Origin of the sequence: Streptomyces sp. NPDC005775 (assembly GCF_042871565.1) — a bacterium.
In the GTDB taxonomy this organism is placed as follows: Bacteria; Actinomycetota; Actinomycetes; order Streptomycetales; family Streptomycetaceae; genus Streptomyces.
This window is the reverse complement of sequence record NZ_JBIAIU010000007.1, coordinates 416,316-432,916: the sequence shown is the minus strand read 5'-3', so window position 1 is coordinate 432,916 and position 16,601 is coordinate 416,316. Positions and strand designations below refer to the sequence as shown.

16 protein-coding genes and 1 pseudogene are annotated in these 16,601 nt (G+C 69.9%); 11 read left to right on the top strand and 6 right to left on the bottom strand.

Going from position 1 to position 16,601, the window contains the following annotated elements; genetic code table 11:
• The coding region (locus ACFYPA_RS19595) for an ATP-binding cassette domain-containing protein (protein WP_389133131.1) at positions 1–311 on the bottom strand (311 nt) is incomplete at its 3' end.
• Positions 312–993: 682 nt separating this feature from the next.
• Positions 994–1,197, bottom strand: a complete 204-nt coding sequence (locus ACFYPA_RS19590) for a cold-shock protein (protein WP_136326921.1) — start codon at positions 1,195–1,197, stop codon at positions 994–996.
• Positions 1,198–1,644: 447 nt separating this feature from the next.
• Here ACFYPA_RS19590 and ACFYPA_RS19585 point away from each other — a divergent pair, with 447 nt between their 5' ends.
• The 8 genes and pseudogenes from ACFYPA_RS19585 (at position 1,645) to ACFYPA_RS19550 (ending at position 9,775) form a co-directional block, all read left to right on the top strand.
• Entirely contained in the window at positions 1,645–2,445 is an 801-nt protein-coding gene (locus tag ACFYPA_RS19585) for a GNAT family N-acetyltransferase (protein WP_359317988.1), read from the top strand.
• A gap of 343 nt (positions 2,446–2,788) precedes the next feature.
• Positions 2,789–4,423: an ABC-F family ATP-binding cassette domain-containing protein gene (locus ACFYPA_RS19580; protein WP_359317986.1), complete on the top strand. Its 1,635-nt coding sequence runs from the start codon at positions 2,789–2,791 to the stop codon at positions 4,421–4,423.
• A 78-nt stretch (positions 4,424–4,501) separates the two neighbouring features.
• The gene (locus tag ACFYPA_RS19575) at positions 4,502–6,217 is read left to right on the top strand and encodes an ABC-F family ATP-binding cassette domain-containing protein (protein WP_359317983.1); all 1,716 of its coding nucleotides are present in this window, start codon (positions 4,502–4,504) and stop codon (positions 6,215–6,217) included.
• A gap of 71 nt (positions 6,218–6,288) precedes the next feature.
• Positions 6,289–6,830 (top strand): annotated as a pseudogene (locus tag ACFYPA_RS19570) (CGNR zinc finger domain-containing protein); the annotation flags it as partial.
• A 112-nt stretch (positions 6,831–6,942) separates the two neighbouring features.
• Entirely contained in the window at positions 6,943–7,455 is a 513-nt protein-coding gene (gene msrA / locus ACFYPA_RS19565) for a peptide-methionine (S)-S-oxide reductase MsrA (RefSeq protein ID WP_359086699.1), read from the top strand.
• 129 nt (positions 7,456–7,584) lie between these two features.
• Positions 7,585–8,430, top strand: a complete 846-nt coding sequence (locus ACFYPA_RS19560; RefSeq protein ID WP_359317981.1) for a prephenate dehydratase — start codon at positions 7,585–7,587, stop codon at positions 8,428–8,430.
• Between the two features lie 126 nt (positions 8,431–8,556).
• Positions 8,557–8,835, top strand: a complete 279-nt coding sequence (locus tag ACFYPA_RS19555; protein WP_359086695.1) for a hypothetical protein — start codon at positions 8,557–8,559, stop codon at positions 8,833–8,835.
• A 175-nt stretch (positions 8,836–9,010) separates the two neighbouring features.
• Complete coding sequence (locus ACFYPA_RS19550; protein WP_359317980.1) at positions 9,011–9,775, top strand: class I SAM-dependent methyltransferase; 765 nt, start codon at positions 9,011–9,013, stop codon at positions 9,773–9,775.
• A 76-nt stretch (positions 9,776–9,851) separates the two neighbouring features.
• On the opposite strand, the gene ACFYPA_RS19545 is transcribed toward ACFYPA_RS19550, so the two are convergent.
• Positions 9,852–10,340 (bottom strand): GNAT family N-acetyltransferase, encoded by a 489-nt coding sequence (locus tag ACFYPA_RS19545; protein WP_359317978.1) that lies wholly within the window; start codon positions 10,338–10,340, stop codon positions 9,852–9,854.
• Between the two features lie 97 nt (positions 10,341–10,437).
• Here ACFYPA_RS19545 and ACFYPA_RS19540 point away from each other — a divergent pair, with 97 nt between their 5' ends.
• The 3 genes from ACFYPA_RS19540 (at position 10,438) to ACFYPA_RS19530 (ending at position 13,114) form a co-directional block, all read left to right on the top strand.
• Complete coding sequence (locus ACFYPA_RS19540; protein WP_359318204.1) at positions 10,438–10,926, top strand: flavin reductase family protein; 489 nt, start codon at positions 10,438–10,440, stop codon at positions 10,924–10,926.
• A 267-nt stretch (positions 10,927–11,193) separates the two neighbouring features.
• A complete protein-coding gene (locus tag ACFYPA_RS19535; protein ID WP_389133124.1) occupies positions 11,194–12,048 on the top strand; it encodes a GH25 family lysozyme in 855 nt (284 codons plus the stop codon).
• Positions 12,049–12,223: 175 nt separating this feature from the next.
• Complete coding sequence (locus ACFYPA_RS19530) at positions 12,224–13,114, top strand: LLM class F420-dependent oxidoreductase (protein ID WP_359317975.1); 891 nt, start codon at positions 12,224–12,226, stop codon at positions 13,112–13,114.
• A gap of 152 nt (positions 13,115–13,266) precedes the next feature.
• Here the strand turns inward: ACFYPA_RS19530 and ACFYPA_RS19525 are convergent, their stop codons facing one another.
• From ACFYPA_RS19525 to ACFYPA_RS19515, 3 genes are all read right to left on the bottom strand, one after another.
• The gene (locus ACFYPA_RS19525; RefSeq protein ID WP_359086685.1) at positions 13,267–13,716 is read right to left on the bottom strand and encodes a spore-associated protein; all 450 of its coding nucleotides are present in this window, start codon (positions 13,714–13,716) and stop codon (positions 13,267–13,269) included.
• 118 nt (positions 13,717–13,834) lie between these two features.
• Entirely contained in the window at positions 13,835–15,007 is a 1,173-nt protein-coding gene (locus tag ACFYPA_RS19520; protein WP_389133119.1) for a serine hydrolase domain-containing protein, read from the bottom strand.
• A 231-nt stretch (positions 15,008–15,238) separates the two neighbouring features.
• Positions 15,239–16,492, bottom strand: coding sequence for an amidohydrolase (locus ACFYPA_RS19515; RefSeq protein ID WP_359317973.1), 1,254 nt, complete (start codon positions 16,490–16,492; stop codon positions 15,239–15,241).
• Between the last annotated feature and the right edge of the window lie 109 nt (positions 16,493–16,601).

The following is a 16,601-nucleotide window of genomic DNA, read 5'->3' as shown; positions in this document are numbered from 1 at the left end:
AGCTCGGTGAGCTTGTTCTCGCCCATGCCGGTGATCTCCGTACCGCCCAGGCGCACCGAGCCGGCCGACGGCCGGTCCAGGCCGGCGGCACACTGCAGGAACGTGGACTTGCCCGACCCGGACGGGCCCATCACCGCCGTGAACGAGCCCCGCGGCAGCGCCAGATCGATGCCCGCGAGAGCGTGCACCGCACCCGCGCCACGCCCGTACCGCCGCCGCACACCCCGCAGTTCGACGGCATGACCAGGTGCGGCGGCCGGGGGCTCCGGCCGGTCTTCCGCCTGCTGTCGCTTGCCGTTGCGTAGCCTCATGTTCCGCCCTTTTCGATCATCCAGTGTCGACGGGGTGGAGTGTGGCGGGGCGGCTGTGCGCCGGGCGTCATACCCGGGAGCCAAACAGGAGGTGCTACCTCGGTAGGGGCGGATGAGGGGCGGGCACCGTTGCGCGTCGGCGCGGAGGTGGGTCCGTCCACCACCCGCTGGGCGACGCCTGTCCGCTCGGCGTGCCGGCCCGGGGCCGCACAGGAGCACGCCGTCATCGGACCGGCTCCGTCGGCGAGGTCCGGATGCGGGTCTGTCCCGCGTCACGTGGCGGGGGGGCGGGCGTGGGCGAAGACCGCAGGACCTGAACCAGCGGGATGAGCCAGGACTCGGGCCCGGTGGCCACTTCCCGGGCCGCTGTGCGCTTCGCTGCCGAGCACCCCGGCCCTCCGCCAGGCGGTGTTCGTGATGCCGACGCAGCCGAAGTGCGCCGGCGAAGAGACGTCGACGGCGCTGCGGGCAGCGTTCGCTGCCATCGTGGAGGCGCTGCCCGAGGAATCCGCGCAACGAGAGGCACGTGCCGAACCGCACGGCGCCCTGCAACGGGATCACCGATCTGTCGGCGACCGGCCGCACCTCAGCGCGTGGCGGGTGATCAGGGCGTTCGTCGTGCGCACGTTCTCACCCGCCGGGCCGTCGGAGCGTGCTCCGACGGCCCGGGTCGTCCATGGGGTCAGGCGGACGTGATGTTCTCCGCCTGCGGGCCCTTCTGGCCCTGAGTGATGTCGAAGGTCACGGCCTGGCCCTCCTGGAGCTCACGGAAGCCGGTGGCGTTGATGTTCGAGTAGTGCGCGAAGACGTCCGGCCCACCGCCGTCCTGCTGGATGAAACCGAAACCCTTTTCCGCGTTGAACCACTTGACGGTTCCGCTGGCCATGCCGGTGCCTCTCAGTCGTAATCAGGATCCGCACCACACGGACCCTCAGATGCCGGGTTCCGCACGGCAAAACGCCCGCGTCGCAGCGCGGGCGCTCGAGGAACCACGGCATCTGGAGGTGACGCTACATGCCGAAGCCTGCCGCCACCAGAGATCCTGGGATGGTTGCGGACGTCCGGTTGTGGAGGTCACCGCAACAGAGGCGTCGAAGCCCCTCAGGGTCGGGCTCGGCCCCCCGCGCTCAGGGTGGAGAGCCTGCTGACGGGTCACGGTTGCGGTCTGCCGTCGCACCCGGGCCTCCCTGCCGTGGCGGCACCCTGCACGAACCGGCCATCTCTCCCACAGTGTCCACACAAGCCCCGGATCGGGATCTATGATCCCAGCACCCGAGGGCCGCCGTTCCGAGCGGCCAACTCTTTGCACGCCCGGAGAAGTTCAGGAGTCGCGGTGCGGGATCTGACGGAGTCGGTCGAGTCGATGGAACAGCTCGCCGCGGTCTGGCGCGCGATGGTGCTGGACCGGGATGCCGGTGCGGACGTACGAGACCTGCCGGGCATAGCGGTGCGATGGGCCGATTGCAGGTTCGCATTCTGGAACTCCGTCACATTGACCGATGTCGGCGCGGACATCGGCCTGATGGAACAACGTGTGCGTCAGGCCGCCGACATCATGCGCTCGAAGCGGCATCCCGGCTTCCTGTGGGTTTTCGAGGACCTCCTCGACGACGGGGCGCGCGCCGGGTTGGAGGCCGCTGCCGGGCGAGTGGGCCTCGAACACGCCTTCCCCGGCACCGGCATGGCCGGGAACCTGCTTCCTGTCCCCGACCCCGCGCATCAGGACCTGACGTTCGTGCGCGTGAGCACCGACGAACACCTGCGCGCGTTCGCGGACATCAACTCGCGCGCGTACGGATTCCCCCTGGAGGACGGTCGCGACGGTCTCGTCGGCTCCTCACTGTGGAAGGAGCAGGTGCACGCCTACCTGGGCATGCGGGACGGCGTAGCGGTGACGTGCGCCGCGACCGTGGAAGCGGAGGGCCGCCTCTTCGTGGCGTTCGTCGCCACCGACCCGGGCCAGGAACGCAGGGGCTACGGCGAGGCGGTGACGCGCAAGGCGCTGCACGAGGGGGCACGGGCCACGGGCCTGACCCGCGCCACCCTGCACGCGACCGTCGCCGGGGCACCGGTGTACCCGCGTATCGGCTTCAGGCCGAACTCACCGATGAGGTTCTACGGCCTGCGGGGCTGATCCCGCCGACGCGGCCGCGCCGCGTCGGCGGCCGCCCTGCGCCAAGCGATGCAGTCGGCGAACGGCACCGAAGCCTTCGGGCCGTGCGTCGCCGAATACGCAGTCCGGGGACGGTCCGCACGCCCCTACCCTGTTAAAGTGACGTTGAGGTCGACTGCGCATCAAGCGCGACGAGGGAGTGGCAGACATGGCGGGTGACGACGACATCTCCGGGTGATACCCGGATCTGATCGGCCGTGGACGGGCGCGTGGCGCGCTGCCGTCCTGGCCCCGTCGTCCTCCCCTTTCCCCTGTCTGCCCTTGGGTAGAGCTCTGTCTGCCCACATTCAGTCGAGGTCGTCTCATGTCCGACACTCCCCTCACCTGTTCGAACTTGTCATTCGCCTGGCCCGATGACACCCCGGTCTTCCACGACCTGTCCTTCACCATGGGCACGGGGCGTACGGGACTCGTCGCCCCCAACGGCGCGGGCAAGAGCACGCTGCTCAAACTGATCGCCGGAGAACTCCGGCCCGGCACCGGTTCCGTGTCCGTGGCCGGCACGCTGGGCTACCTCCCGCAGAGCCTGCCGCTGTCCGGTGATCTCACGGTCGCCGAGGTGCTCGGTGTCTCCGCGGTGGTCCGGGCCCTGGACGCCGTGGAGTCCGGGGACGTGAGCGAGGAACACTTCTCGGTCATCGGCGACGACTGGGACATCGAGGAGCGCACCCGCGCCCAGCTCGACCGCCTCGGCCTGACCGACCTCACTCTCGACCGGAGCCTGACCACGCTGAGCGGTGGTCAGGTCATCTCGCTCGGTCTGGCGGCCCAGTTGCTGAAGCGGCCGGACGTGCTGCTGCTCGACGAGCCCACCAACAACCTGGACCGCAAAGCCCGTCACCAGCTCTACGACGTGCTGGGGGACTTCAACGGCTGTCTGCTGCTGGTCAGCCACGACCGGGCCCTGCTCGACCGCATGGAGCGCATCGCCGAGCTCGGAAGCAGCGAACTGCGCCTGTACGGCGGCAGCTTCACCGAGTACGAGGAGGCCGTGCGGTCGGAGCAAGAGGTGGCCGAGAAGAACATCCGCAACGCGGAGCAGGATCTGAAGCGGGAGAAGCGGGAGCTGCAGCAGGCCCGTGAGCGGGCAGAGCGGCGAGCGAGCAACGCGGCGCGGAACCTCAAGAGTGCGGGCCTGCCGCGCATCTTCGCCGGGAACATGAAGCGCGGCGCGCAGGAGTCCGCCGGCCGGGCGGGGCAGATGCACGCGTCCCGGGTCAGTGAGGCGAAGGCCCGGCTGGACGAGGCGGGGCGCTCGCTGCGAGACGAGCAGCGCATCACCCTGGACCTGCCCGACACCCACGTGCCCGCAGGACGCGACCTCTTCCTCGGCGAGGAGATGCAGGTCCGCCTCGGCAACCGGGCGGTGTTCGCGGAACAGGGCATCCAGTTGTCCGTCCGGGGCCCCGAGCGCATCGCCCTGACCGGCCCCAACGGCGCCGGCAAGACCACGCTGCTGCGCCTGCTCACCGGAGACCTCGCTCTCGACGGCGGTCGGATCAAGCGGGCCGACGGACGCATCGCCTACCTCTCGCAGCGGCTCGACCTGCTTGATGTGGACCGGACCGTCGCCGAGAACTTCGCCGCGTTCGCCCCCGACCGGCCCGAGGCCGAGCGGATGAATCTGCTCGCCCGCTTCCTCTTCCGGGGTTCCCGGGCCCACCTCCCCGTCCGGGTGCTCTCAGGCGGCGAGCGCCTGCGCGCCACCCTGGCCTGCGTCCTGTGCGCTGAGCCGGCCCCTCAGCTGCTGCTCCTGGACGAACCGACGAACAACCTCGACCTGGTCAGCGCGGGCCAGCTGGAGAGCGCTGTGAACTCCTACCAGGGTGCGTTCGTGGTGGTCAGCCACGACGAGCGGTTCCTCACCGAGATCGGCGTGAACCGGTGGCTCCGCCTTGCCGACGGCATGCTCGAGGAGACGGGGGCCCCCGAGGTGTGAGCCACCGGTGTGTCGAGTGACCCGCGTCCGAGGCCCTGTGCCCGGCGGGCCCGGTTTCGAACACATTGGATGGTCCCCATGCCCCAGCCCGCCCTGATCGCCCACGACCTCGTCCGCAGCCTGGGGGCCCGCCGGGTGCTCGACGGTGTCTCCCTCACCGCTTCGCCCGGCCACCGCATCGGCCTGATCGGGGAGAACGGCGTCGGTAAGTCGACCCTGCTCCGACTGCTCGCCGGCGCGGACCAACCCGATGCGGGCGGCGTCACCCGCCCGGCCGACCTGGGCTTCCTGCAACAGGAGCCACCGTTCGAGACCGCGTCGACCATCGGCACGGTGCTGGACCAGGCCCTGCTCGAGGTCCGCGAGGTCCTCACGGACCTCGAGCGGCTCACCGAGGAGCTCGCCCGCTCCGCGGACGAGGACCCCGGCCGTGCCGAATTGCTCGACGCCTACGGCCGACGGCTGGAGGAGGCCCAGAATCTGGAGGTCTGGGACGCGGACCGGCGCGCCGCCATCGTGCTGGAGGGCCTCGGCCTCGGAGCGTTCGGGCACGACCGGACGCTCGGTTCCCTGTCGGGCGGGCAGCGCGGACGTCTGGCGCTGGCCGCGCTACTGGTCCGGCGGCCTTCGGCACTGCTGCTCGACGAGCCGACCAACCACCTCGACGACGCTGCCGCCGTCTTCGTCGAGGAGCAGGTGCGCGCCCTGCCCGGGGCCGTGGTGGTGGCGAGCCACGACCGGGCCTTTCTCGACGCGGTCTGCACCGACCTGATCGACCTCGATCCCGCCGTGGACGGCCCGGTCCGCTACGGGGGCAACTACAGCGCGTACCTCGCCGAGAAGCGTGCGGAGCGGGAGCGCTGGGAGCGGCGCCATGCGGAGGAGCAGGAGGCCCTGGAGGCGCTTCGTCACTCGGCCGGTGTCACGGCGCACCGTCTGGCGCCGGACCGGGAGCGGCGGGACAACGAGAAGATGGGGTACGGCCACCGGGCCGGACGCGTACAGAGCCAGATCTCACGCCGGGTGCGCAACGCCACCCGCAGGCTGGAGGAACTGGAACAGGCCCAGGTCGCCGAACCACCGCGTCCCCTGCGCTTCGCGGCCCCGGCGCTCTCCGAGCCGGGCGGGGAGAGCACGGACCCCCTGCTCGCCCTCCACGACGTACATGTCCCGGGCAGGCTCGCACTGGAGGGCCTGGAGGTATCGGCGACCGACCGTCTGCTGATCACCGGGGGCAACGGGGCCGGCAAGTCGACGCTGCTGGCCGTCCTCGCCGGACGCCTCACGGCCGAGGGCGAGATCCGCCGGCGGAGCGGACTGACCGTGGGGCTGCTCACCCAGGACACCGTGTTCGACCGGCCGGACCGTACAGCACTGGACACGTACCAGCAGTCGCTGGGGGTCGCACGGGCCGAGGCGATCACGCTGGGCTCGCTGGGGCTGATGCACGAGGCGGATCTCGAAAGGCCGGTCGGACAGCTCTCGGTCGGCCAGCGCCGGCGGCTGGCGCTCGCCCTCCTGGTGGCCCGCCCGCCACACCTGCTGCTGCTCGACGAGCCGACGAACCACCTGTCCCCGCGCCTGTGCGACGAACTGGAGGAAGCCATGGGCACCGGCCCCGGCGCGGTGGTGATCGCGAGCCACGACCGGTGGCTCCGGGAGCGCTGGCGGGGCCGCGAGCTCCGGCTGGACGCCGGTCAGGCGCAGCAGACCGTCGCCGGCTCCTCTCCCCGCACGGAGACCGGGAAGGGCGCGCTCCGGCACGGCGACGGGGCGGGGCGCGATGGAGGCTGATCCGGGCACTCCACCGCTTTGACAGGTGACGCTTCTTGCTCCACCCCATAGTCACCTGCCAAGGTGGTGACGTGCACCTTGACCACGTTTTCGTCTGCGGAGATCCCGCCCTCGACTTCGCGGCGACGCTCCGGGCCCGCCGTTCGGCACGCTTCGAGATGTTCGTGACGCCGGACCGGCTGGATGCCTGGTACCGGGAGTCGGGCGTCGTCGACACGATCGTCCCCGGCGGGGGCAGCGACGTCGAACAGGCCACGGCTGTACGGGAGCCATCTACCAGCTGGTCACGGACCGTCGCCTCGGTGAGGAATTCGACGGGAAGGCGCTCGATGCGCTGAACGCCGCCGCGCGCAAGCCGCCCGCGACGCCGCAGCTCACGCCGTCGGGGCGCCGGACCGAGGCGACACCCGAGCAGGGCCTGTCCACCGTCGCCCGGTACGCGGTCGAGCTGCTCAGCGGACCGGAGGTGCCCCTGATGAAGGAATGCGGCAATCCCGAGTGCACCCGTGTCTATGTCGACAGGTCCCGCGGCATGCGGCGGCAGTGGTGCGGTATGGACTCCTGCGGGAACAGGATCAAGGCGGCCGCGTACCGCGCCCGCAGGAGGGCCGCGCCGCCGCGGCCGCTCGCTGACCCGTCCTCCGCAGGGGCCATGAGAACCGCTGGTGAACGGGCACGCGCAGCTGTGAAAGGCTGTTCGAAGCACAAGAGAAAGGTGACCTGTGATGTCTGACAGCGAGAAGAAGGCCCTACTGGCCGGTGGCTGCTTCTGGGGTATGCAGGAGCTGATCCGGTCGCTGCCGGGGGTGGTGGCGACGCGCGTCGGATACAGCGGCGACGACATGCCGGAGCCGACCTACCGGAACCATGGAAACCATGCCGAGGCGATCGAGATCACCTACGATCCCGCGGTCACCGACTACCGCAACCTCCTGGAGTACTTCTTCCAGATCCACGACCCGTCCACGAAGAACCGACAGGGCAACGACGTGGGCCTCAGCTACCGGTCCGCCATCTTCTACCTGGACGACGAGCAGCGGCGCATCGCCCACGACACCATCGCCGATGTCGAGGCGTCCGGGCTCTGGCCGGGGCCGGTGGTGACCGAGGTCGTGCCGGCAGGTGCGTTCTGGGACGCCGAACCGGACCACCAGGACTACCTCCAGCGCTATCCGGACGGCTACACCTGCCACTTCCCGCGTCCCGGGTGGCGCCTGCCGCATCGCTCGGCATCCTGATCCCCCCGGCTCCCGGCATCCCCTGGTGCGCCCGGTGGAGGACAGCTCACCGATACTTCACTGCACACGCTTCGTGGTGGAGCTCCAGCCGCCCGACGCTCAGAGCCCCACAGCGGAAGGCTGAACACGGTGACCACCGTCGCATACCAGGGTGAACCCGGATCCAATTCGGCAACAGTGGCTCACGCCCTGTTCCCCGCAGGACATGAGCTCCCCTGCACAGGCTTCGAACAGGCTCTGGACGCCGTCACCCTCGGCGCCGCCGACGTCGCGGTCATCCCGGTGGACAACTCGGCTGCCGGCCGCGTCGCGGACGTGCACCACCTGTTGCCGGAATCAGGGCTGTTCATCGTCGCCGAGTACTTCCTCGCCATCCGCTTCGACCTGATGGCCGTCCCCGGCACGACCCTCGACCAGGTGGAATGCGTACGCAGCCACGTGCACGCCCTGGGGCAGTGCCGGAAGGTGCTCCGGGAGGGCGACTGGCGCACCCTCGTCAGCGACGACACCGCCGGGGCTGCCCGGGAGGTGGCGGAGCTGGGTGACGCACGGCACGCGGCACTCGCCCCGCCCGCCGCCGCACAGCTGTACGGGCTGGACGTCCTGCGGTCCGAGGTCGAGGACGACCCGGACAACACCACGCGCTTCGTCGTCCTCTCCAGGGACTCCGCCCTCACACCTGACACGGGTGAGCCGACGATGACGAGCCTGTTCTTCTGCGTGCGGAACATCCCCAGCGCCCTCTACAAGGCTCTCGGCGGCTTCGCCAGCAACGCCGTGAACCTGACCAAGATCGAGAGTTACCAGATCGGCGCCGGGCTGAACCCGAGCCGGTTCTACGTCGAGGTCGAGGGCCACCCCGACGAGCCGCGGGTCGCCCTCGCCCTGCAGGAGTTGCGCTTCTTCTCCTCGGAGGTGCGGCTTCTCGGCACGTATCCGGCCCATCCGCACCGGCTGCGGGGACGCGCCCGCTGAACGGCCGCGGGAGCCCATCCTCAGCGCTTCGGCGGCGGCAATATGCAGAAGAATTGCGTGGCGGTCGGTCCGTCGTCCGAGTGACTGCGGTTGCTGCACGGTGAGGGCCGCGCGACCGTGGTGGCTATGACGACTCGGTATGAGGGCGACGCGGTGCTTGTTGCCGGGCGCTTGCAGATCCCGGTGGAAGCTCACCTGGTCGCGGGGGATCCCGCCGGGTGGCGCGGCAGCCTCCGTGGGGTTCCCACCAGCCGGATCTTCGATCTGCACGACAGCGACGAGCTACGCCTCACCATGCCGGACGGCCAGGTACGGCGGGTTCACCTGGAGCCGGCCAGCCATGCGCACGAGAGCGAGTTCACCGTGGTCCCGGTCTCCGGCGACGGCCCGGCTCCCTTCTCGTAGCGACGTCGGCATCGCGGCCGGGCTACGTATCGGCCATTCGCGTGAACCCTGCGGGGGGCCCGCTCCCCCGGGCAACGACGAGACGTGCCGGTGCACCTGTTCCGGACGTGACGACCAGCCGCGTCTCACGGAATCCGGTAGCCGTCCGGACCCGGTTCCGCATACGTTCGAACGCATGGCTGACGACTGCTTCGCACATCCACGGCTCGCCGCCATCTACGATCCGCTCGAACCCGATCGCAGCGACCTCGCCGCGTATCTTCGGATCGCGGAGGAGCTCGCAGCGCGCGAAGTACTGGACATCGGCTGCGGAACAGGGGCATTCGCCCTGCTCCTGGCCGACCGCGGTGTCGAGGTCGTCGGCGTTGATCCCGCCCTGGCCTCCCTCGACATCGCCCGGGCCAAACCGGACAGTGCACGCGTACGGTGGATCCACGGCGATGCGACGGACCTGCCCTCCCTCCAGGTCGATCTCGCCACGATGACCGCGAACGTGGCCCAGGCCATCGTGGACCCTCAGACGTGGCAGCGAACGCTGGCGGGAGCCTACGGAGCACTACGGCCGGGCGGGCGCCTGGTCTTCGAGACCCGCGACCCGGACGGACGCGCCTGGGAGGAGTGGACCCGCCAGCACTCCTACCGCGTGACGGAGCTCCCGGCCATCGGCTCGGTCGAGAGCTGGGTCCAGCTGATCGATGTCAGCCGGCCCCTGGTGACCTTCCGCTGGACCTACAGGTTCGCGGCGGACGGACAGGTGCTCACTTCGGATTCGACGCTGCGCTTCCGGGAGCGCGAGGAGGTCGAACAGGATCTGATCGCGCGAGGGTACGTAGTGGACGAAGTCCGCGACGCACCCGACCGGCCGGGACGCGAATTCGTCTTTCTGGCACGCCGCCCGGGCGGGGGTGCCGGTGGCGCCACACCTCACACGGGTCAGTGAGGTCCGGCCGGCGCGTGGAACCGCTCACGCCACCCGGGTCAACGGGTCCGCGGTGGGCTCTTGGGACGGACGGTACCTACGTGAGTTCCTTGCGCATCAGCGTGCACATCGTTTCGTGACGGCGCAGCGTTCCGTCCGGGGCTTGCTCGTCCCACGAGTCGGGCTGACGGTCGTACGCGACGTAGCCCAGTCGTTCGTACAGTGCCCGGGCCCGGGGGTTGCTCTCCTCCACGCCGAGCTCGGCGTGGAGGAGACCACGCGTCCTGATCCGCAGTTCCGCGGATTCGACGAGGAAGGTGCCGATCCCGCACGACTGCAATGCGGGATGCACGGCAAGCTGCCACAGAGTGCCGACACCCTCTTTGACCCGGTAGTCGACGCCGCCCTTCGCCACGGGGATGTCCGCCGGAGTGCAGACCGCGAGATAGTCGACCTCGCCGAGCACGGCGCGCTCCAACTGCTGTGCGACATCGGCCACATGATGGTCGGAACCCGACCACCCGCATGACGCGAGGTCCGCGTGTACCAAGTCGCGCGCCGACAGCCGCAACACCACGCTGCTCATCTTGACCGCCTCAGTGCTCGATAGCATGCCCCTCGGACTCTCCGCACTCTTCAGGCGGGTCCAGCACCCGATTGTCGCAGGCATGGAGCCCACCACCGTGACCGCCCTGGATCCCTTCACCGACGCGCTCGACTGTCCGCTGTACGTCGTGACCGCCACGGCGGCCGGTGAGCGGGCCGGCTGCCTGGTCGGGTTCGCTTCCCAGTGCTCGATCCGCCCCGCCCGGTTCATCGTGTGGCTGTCGAAGGCCAACCGGACCTATCGCGTCGCTGCCCGCGCCGATCGCCTCGCGGTGCACCTGCTGGGCCATGACCAGGATCACCTGGCCCGGCTCTTCGGCGGCGCGACCGGTGACACGACCGACAAGTTCACCCGGACCGCCTGGCATCCGGGCCCCGGTGGGGTCCCGGTCCTCGACGAGGCGCCCGTCTGGTTCGTCGGCCGCGTCCAGAGCCGCTTCGACGGCGGCGACCACTGCGGATTCCTCCTGGCCCCGGAGGCGGCGCAGCACCCTGGGGGCGACGGCGTGCGTCTGATGTTCCTGAAGCACGGCCCCGACATCTCACCGGGACATCCGGCGGACTGATCCGGGCACCGCCCGCCTCCTTCGTTCCGAGGGCATCCGCACGCACGGTCACCCGAATACCACGTCGGCCGCCACCGCCCGCCGCGCCGGGGGACGAAACTCTCCCGGCTCGTTTCCCTTTGCAGCAGGGCGAGACGGCGGCGCGCAGAAATCGGGCCGTGCGGCTCCCCGGATTCGCCCCCGAAACGGGGGACCATTCCGGAACAGCCCGGTAGTCCGTCGCCCAGGAGGAATGCGTTGTCATCTCGAATTCACCGCTCCGGATCCGTGCGGCACACGCTGGTTGCCGCCGGCGCCCTCAGCCTCGTCACGGCCCTTTTCCCCACAGTTTCTACGGGCGCGGCCGTAGCCGCGCCTCTGCCGTCCGGCCGCACCATCCCCCTCGGGGACGGATACATGGGGGCCGGATACCTCGCGGACGGTGAGGAATTCACTGACGATACGCGCCAGATCGAGTTCGGCGCCGAAGGCAGTGCGTCCACTCCGGCTTCCCTCCCCGGCATCGACGTATCTCACTACCAGGGAACGATCAACTGGTCATCGGTGAAGTCTGCGGGCATCAAGTTCGCCTACATCAAGGCAACGGAGTCAACCAACTACAAAGACCCCACCTTCCATGCCAACTATCTCCATGCCCACAACGCAAAGGTGATCCGGGGGGCGTACCACTTCGCGCGTCCCAATCTCTCCAGCGGCGCGAGCCAGGCAACCTATTTCGCCAGTAACGGCGGGGGCTGGTCCCGGGACAACCTGACACTGCCCGGCATGCTCGACCTCGAAGGCGGCTGCTCCGGCAAGTCGACATCGGCCATGCGGTCGTGGATTCTGGACTTCCACGACACGTACAAGGCGAAGACCGGCCGTGACGTCGTCATCTACACCAGCCCGAGCTGGTGGAACACCTGCACCGGCGGATGGAGCGGGATGTCCACGCGGAGTCCTCTGTTCGTCGCACACTGGACGAGCGCGTCCAGTCCCTCCATCCCGAGCGGCTTCCCGTACTGGACCTTCTGGCAGTACACCGACTCCGGATCGGTGAGCGGCATCTCGGGCGCCGTGGACCGCGACCGTTTCAGCGGCGACAGCGGCCGCCTGCTGGCCCTCGCCAACAACACCTCCTGACGGCTGCGGCGCCGCGTCCGCTCCTACTGCTCGCGCTCTCCTTTTTTCGGGGCCGGTTTCGCCCCGAAAACACTTGGGGGCAGAAAAGACGCCTCCTTTCCGTCCCGCACTCGGCCGAACGGCCGAACCGCTCACCGCACGGGAATAGTGGGAGCGCGGCGCTGTTGATCACACCATGACTTCTGAGACGCGTGAGACATTCGGGCAGGTCGGCATCTGGAGCAGCGCCCTGCACCGGTCGCGGGTGGACGACGCGGGCAGGGCGGCCATCACGGAGGCGGTCACCGAGCTCGAGGAGCTGGGATACGGCACGCTCTGGATCGGGGGCAGCCCCTCGCCCGAGGACGCCGCCGCTGTCGTCGCCGACACCCGTTCGGTCACCGTGGCCACCGGCATCCTGAGCATCTGGGACCACTCCGCGGCGGACGTGGCCGCCCGTATCGCGACGCTCGACGCGAGTGCCCGCGGGCGACTCGTCCTCGGCCTGGGTGTCAGCCACGGCCCGATGGTGCCGCAGTACGCGAAGCCGTACAGCGCGATGGTCGCCTACCTCGACGCGCTGGACTCCGCCAACCCACCGGTGGACTCCGGACATCGGGTGCTGGCGGCGCTCGGCCCCAAGATGCTGAAGCTCGCGACGGACCGGGCGCTGGGTGCCCACCCCTATCTCGTCACCACCGAGCACACGGCGGAATCGCGTGAGGCCCTCGGCCCCGACGCTCTGCTCGCCCCGGAACTCTCCGTCGTGCTCGACACCGACCTCGACCGGGCCCGCACCACTGCGCGGAACATGCTGGCGATGTACCTGCAGCTGCCCAACTACACCGACAACCTGCTGCGTCTGGGATTCGCGGAGAGCGACTTCGATGGTGGCGGAAGCGTTCGTCTCCTCGACGCCCTCTTCGCGCTGGGCGACACCGAGCACGTGTTGGCGAGGACCCGGCAGTACCTTGACGCCGGCGCCGATCACGTCGCGCTCCAGGTGCTCACCGCCGAACAGGGCGGTGCCGGTCTGCCGTTGGCCGAATGGCGCGCGCTGGCCGAGGCATTCGGGGGCGAGTTGTAGCAGGGCCGGACACGAGGGGGCCGGCCCGGAGAAGGGGACCGCTCCGGGAAAAGGAGTCCCCGGGAAGGCGGTCCCACGCCGGGTCGCCACCGCTGCCTCGCACCTCGTCGGCCGAGAGGTGCGAGGCAGCGGGCCGGCTGGGCACGCCCGGATCAGCGAACCTCTGTGACCCGGTGCTCCTTGAGTGCCGCACAGTTGGAGTTGTCCACCGACACGTACACGTTGGCGATGTTGCCGCCCCAGCTGACGCAGTGGCCCCTGCCGTAGACGTAGGCCGGACCCGCGTACGACGTGTAGTTCCCGGAGTCGCCGGCCCATTCGTCGGTGTCGGGGACGTAGACGTAGGTGGCCATGGCCTTGGCCGTGCCCGGGTTGGCACGGATGGTCGCGACGCAGTTCTTCCCGTTCGCGGGGTTGTACGTCAGGTAGACGGTGCCCAGGGATCCGACGGGTGCCGAGTTCACGGTCCGGTAGGCACTGCCGCAGACGCCCTGCGGTGTGACGTTGGGTGCGGCGGAGGCAGCGGTCGCGCCCAGGAGCGCGGCACCCGCCACCAGTGCGCCCAGCGCCCCGGCCAGCCCGACATTACGCATGCTTCTCATATATCCCCCTTGTATCACCAGGAGCGATTTACTCCTACTTGGCAGGACTCATGGACGGCGGGGATGGTTGTGCCGGGTACGCCCGCAGGTTTGTTCGGCCGAGGCTCGCCCGCCGGGCCTATTGCTTGCGCAGCAGGGCGCAGACGAAGTTCTCCTGCACGGTGCGCAGCCGCTTCAGCAGTGCGGGCTTGTTCGTCTTGTTCACCTGCGTGGTGAGGGAGAAGGACAGCGAGCGCTTGCCGTCCGGGGTGGCCGCGACCAGCTGGGTGTAGCCGGGGAAGTTGCCCGTGTGGCCGTACACCACGCCGCAGCGGGTGGTGTAGCGGAAGAGCGCCAGACCCGCCTTGTTCTGCCCCGGGCCCGCGGGTTCGGAGGCACCGTTCACCCAGTCCAGCTGTTGCCGGCGGGTCCGGTCGGAGATGAGCTTTCCCCCGGCGTAGCCACGGATGAAAGCCGTCATGTCCTTCGGTGTCGAGATGATCCCGCCCGACGCCCAGACGCCCGACGCACTCAACACCTCACTGACGTCCTCGGGCGGAGCCGGAGGGGTCACGTCATAGCCGTGCATGTACGGCTCGGGCATCCGGTAGCCCTGCGGCAGACTGGTGCTTCGCATCCGGAGCGGGCGGTACACGAGCTGGGCGAGCAGATCCTCGTAGCGACGTCCTGTCACCGCCTCCGCCATCAGGGCCACCGCGATGTTGTCGGAGTTGGAGTAGGCGTAGCGGGTTCCCGGACGGAACATCAGCGGGTCGCCGGCGACGAAGTCCAGCAGCCGGCGGGAGTCGAAGTGGCGCCGGGGGTCCGCGGTGAGGAGGGCCAGGAATCGCGGGTCCGCGGAGTAGTCCGGCAGTCCGCTGGTGTGGTTCAGGAGCTGGCGCAGCGTGACCCGGTGCCAGGCGCGGGGCAATCGGGGAAGCACCTGGCCGATGGTGTGGTTCAGGCGCAGTTTTCCGCGGTCGACGAGTTGGAGGGAGACCGCGCCGCTGTACGCCTTGGCCGTACTGGCGATCCGCATGTGATCGGTTGCCTCGATCGGACGGTCGGTGCCGGTCTCGGCGACACCGGCACGGACGACCTCGGTGCGGAGCCCGCGCTTGAGGACGGCGATCACGCCGGGCGGTCCGCCGGGCGCGTCGGTCAGTTCCCGCAACTGCCTGCGCAGTGCTCGGTCGTGGTCGACGGGGGCATCGGCGGCGTGGGCCGGGGAGAACACCGGACCGGCCGTGCAGGCGGCGGCCAGCACGGCGACGAGGGAGAGGCGGACCAGCGGGGAGCCGTAGGACAGCACGGGAGGACTCCTGAGGCGTGAGCTCGGTGGATCTCCCAGCTTCGTCCTCCGCCCGGCAACCCGCGCGCCGGCCTTGCTCCATCCAGCGCAGAGAAGGAAAGGCGCGTGTCGTAGCCGGATCCGGTGCTCGCACCCACACCACCGCAGCGGCAGCACGTCTCGATGAACGCCGGTGTCGGGCAGAGAGGGGCGCGGCACCGCAGGCACGCACCCGGGGGGTGTCTGCCGCTGTCAGGCTTTCCCGAGCCAGGTCAACGCCGCCACGACCAGCGCTTCCACACCGGTGCTCAGCGTCGGTTCGATGACCGGCGCGAAGGTCGCGGAATGGTTGCCCGGCAGCTCGTCCATGCGTCCCTCGGTGTAGGCGGCGATCGTCGACTCCGTGTCCAGCCCGCCCCAGAACCAGAACACCGTCGGCACGCCGAGCGCCTCACCGTACACACCCACGTCCTCGCTCGCGTTCACCTGCGGCATCGGCAGAAGACGCTGTGCACCGAAGTGTTCGGTGAACGCAGCCACCGTCGTCCTCGTGGACTCCGGTTCGCTGACCAGCGCGGGTGCGGCTGCGAACCAGGTGAAGTCCGGCGGCTCCGGCGCACCGCTGGTCCGCGACTCCCCCGCCACGATGCGCTCCACCGCGCTGCGCACCAGGTCGCGTACGGCCGGGGTGAAAGCGCGGATGTTGACACCCAGCTCGGCCGTTTCCGGGATGACGTTCTCCTTGGTGCCGGCCTTCAGGCGCCCCACCGTCACCACGGCGGTCTCCGCCGGCGGGACCTCGCGGGCGACGATCCCCTGGAGCCGGGTGACGACATTCGCCGCCATCAGGACCGGGTCGATGGCCGCCTCCGGCCTGGATCCGTGGCCACCACGGCCGTGGAGTGTGATGTTCACCGAGTCGGCGGCCGCCATCACCGGTCCGTCGCCGTAGCCGATGAATCCGGCCGGCAGCGGTCCGACGTGCTGGCCCAGGACGATGGACGGCTTGGGAAAGCGTTCGAACAGCCCGTCGTCGACCATTCCCTGGGCGCCGACCGCCAGTTCCTCCGCCGGCTGGAACACGACCAGCAGGGTGCCGCTCCACTGCTCGCGGGCCCGGGCGAGCAGGGCGGCGGCGCCGGTCAGGCAGACGGCGTGCATGTCGTGCCCGCAGGCGTGCATCACGGGCACTTCATGGCCGTCGCCGTCCACGGCACGCACCGTGCTGGCGTACGGCAGTCCGGTCTTCTCCTCCACCGGCAGCGCGTCGAAGTCCGCGCGCAGCATCACCACCGGACCGTCCCCGTTGCGCAGGACCCCCACCACCCCGGTGACGCCGACCTTCTCGACGACCTCGTCGAAGCCCGCGGCCCGCAGTCGTTGAGCCAGCAGCGCCGCGGTCCGCGTCTCCTGCAGTGACAGCTCCGGGTGGCGGTGCAGGTCCCGATAGAAGTCGACAAGGTCCTCGCGTATGTGCGGCAGCCCCTCGGTCACCGTACTGGCCATGTCCCATTCCTCCTCCGTGCCGGTCCGGGCACCGTACCTTTCGGACAGGCGTCCCGCACGACGGGACCGGGCGTCGCGTTGCGGCCCCAGCTGCGAATACGTCGCTGTG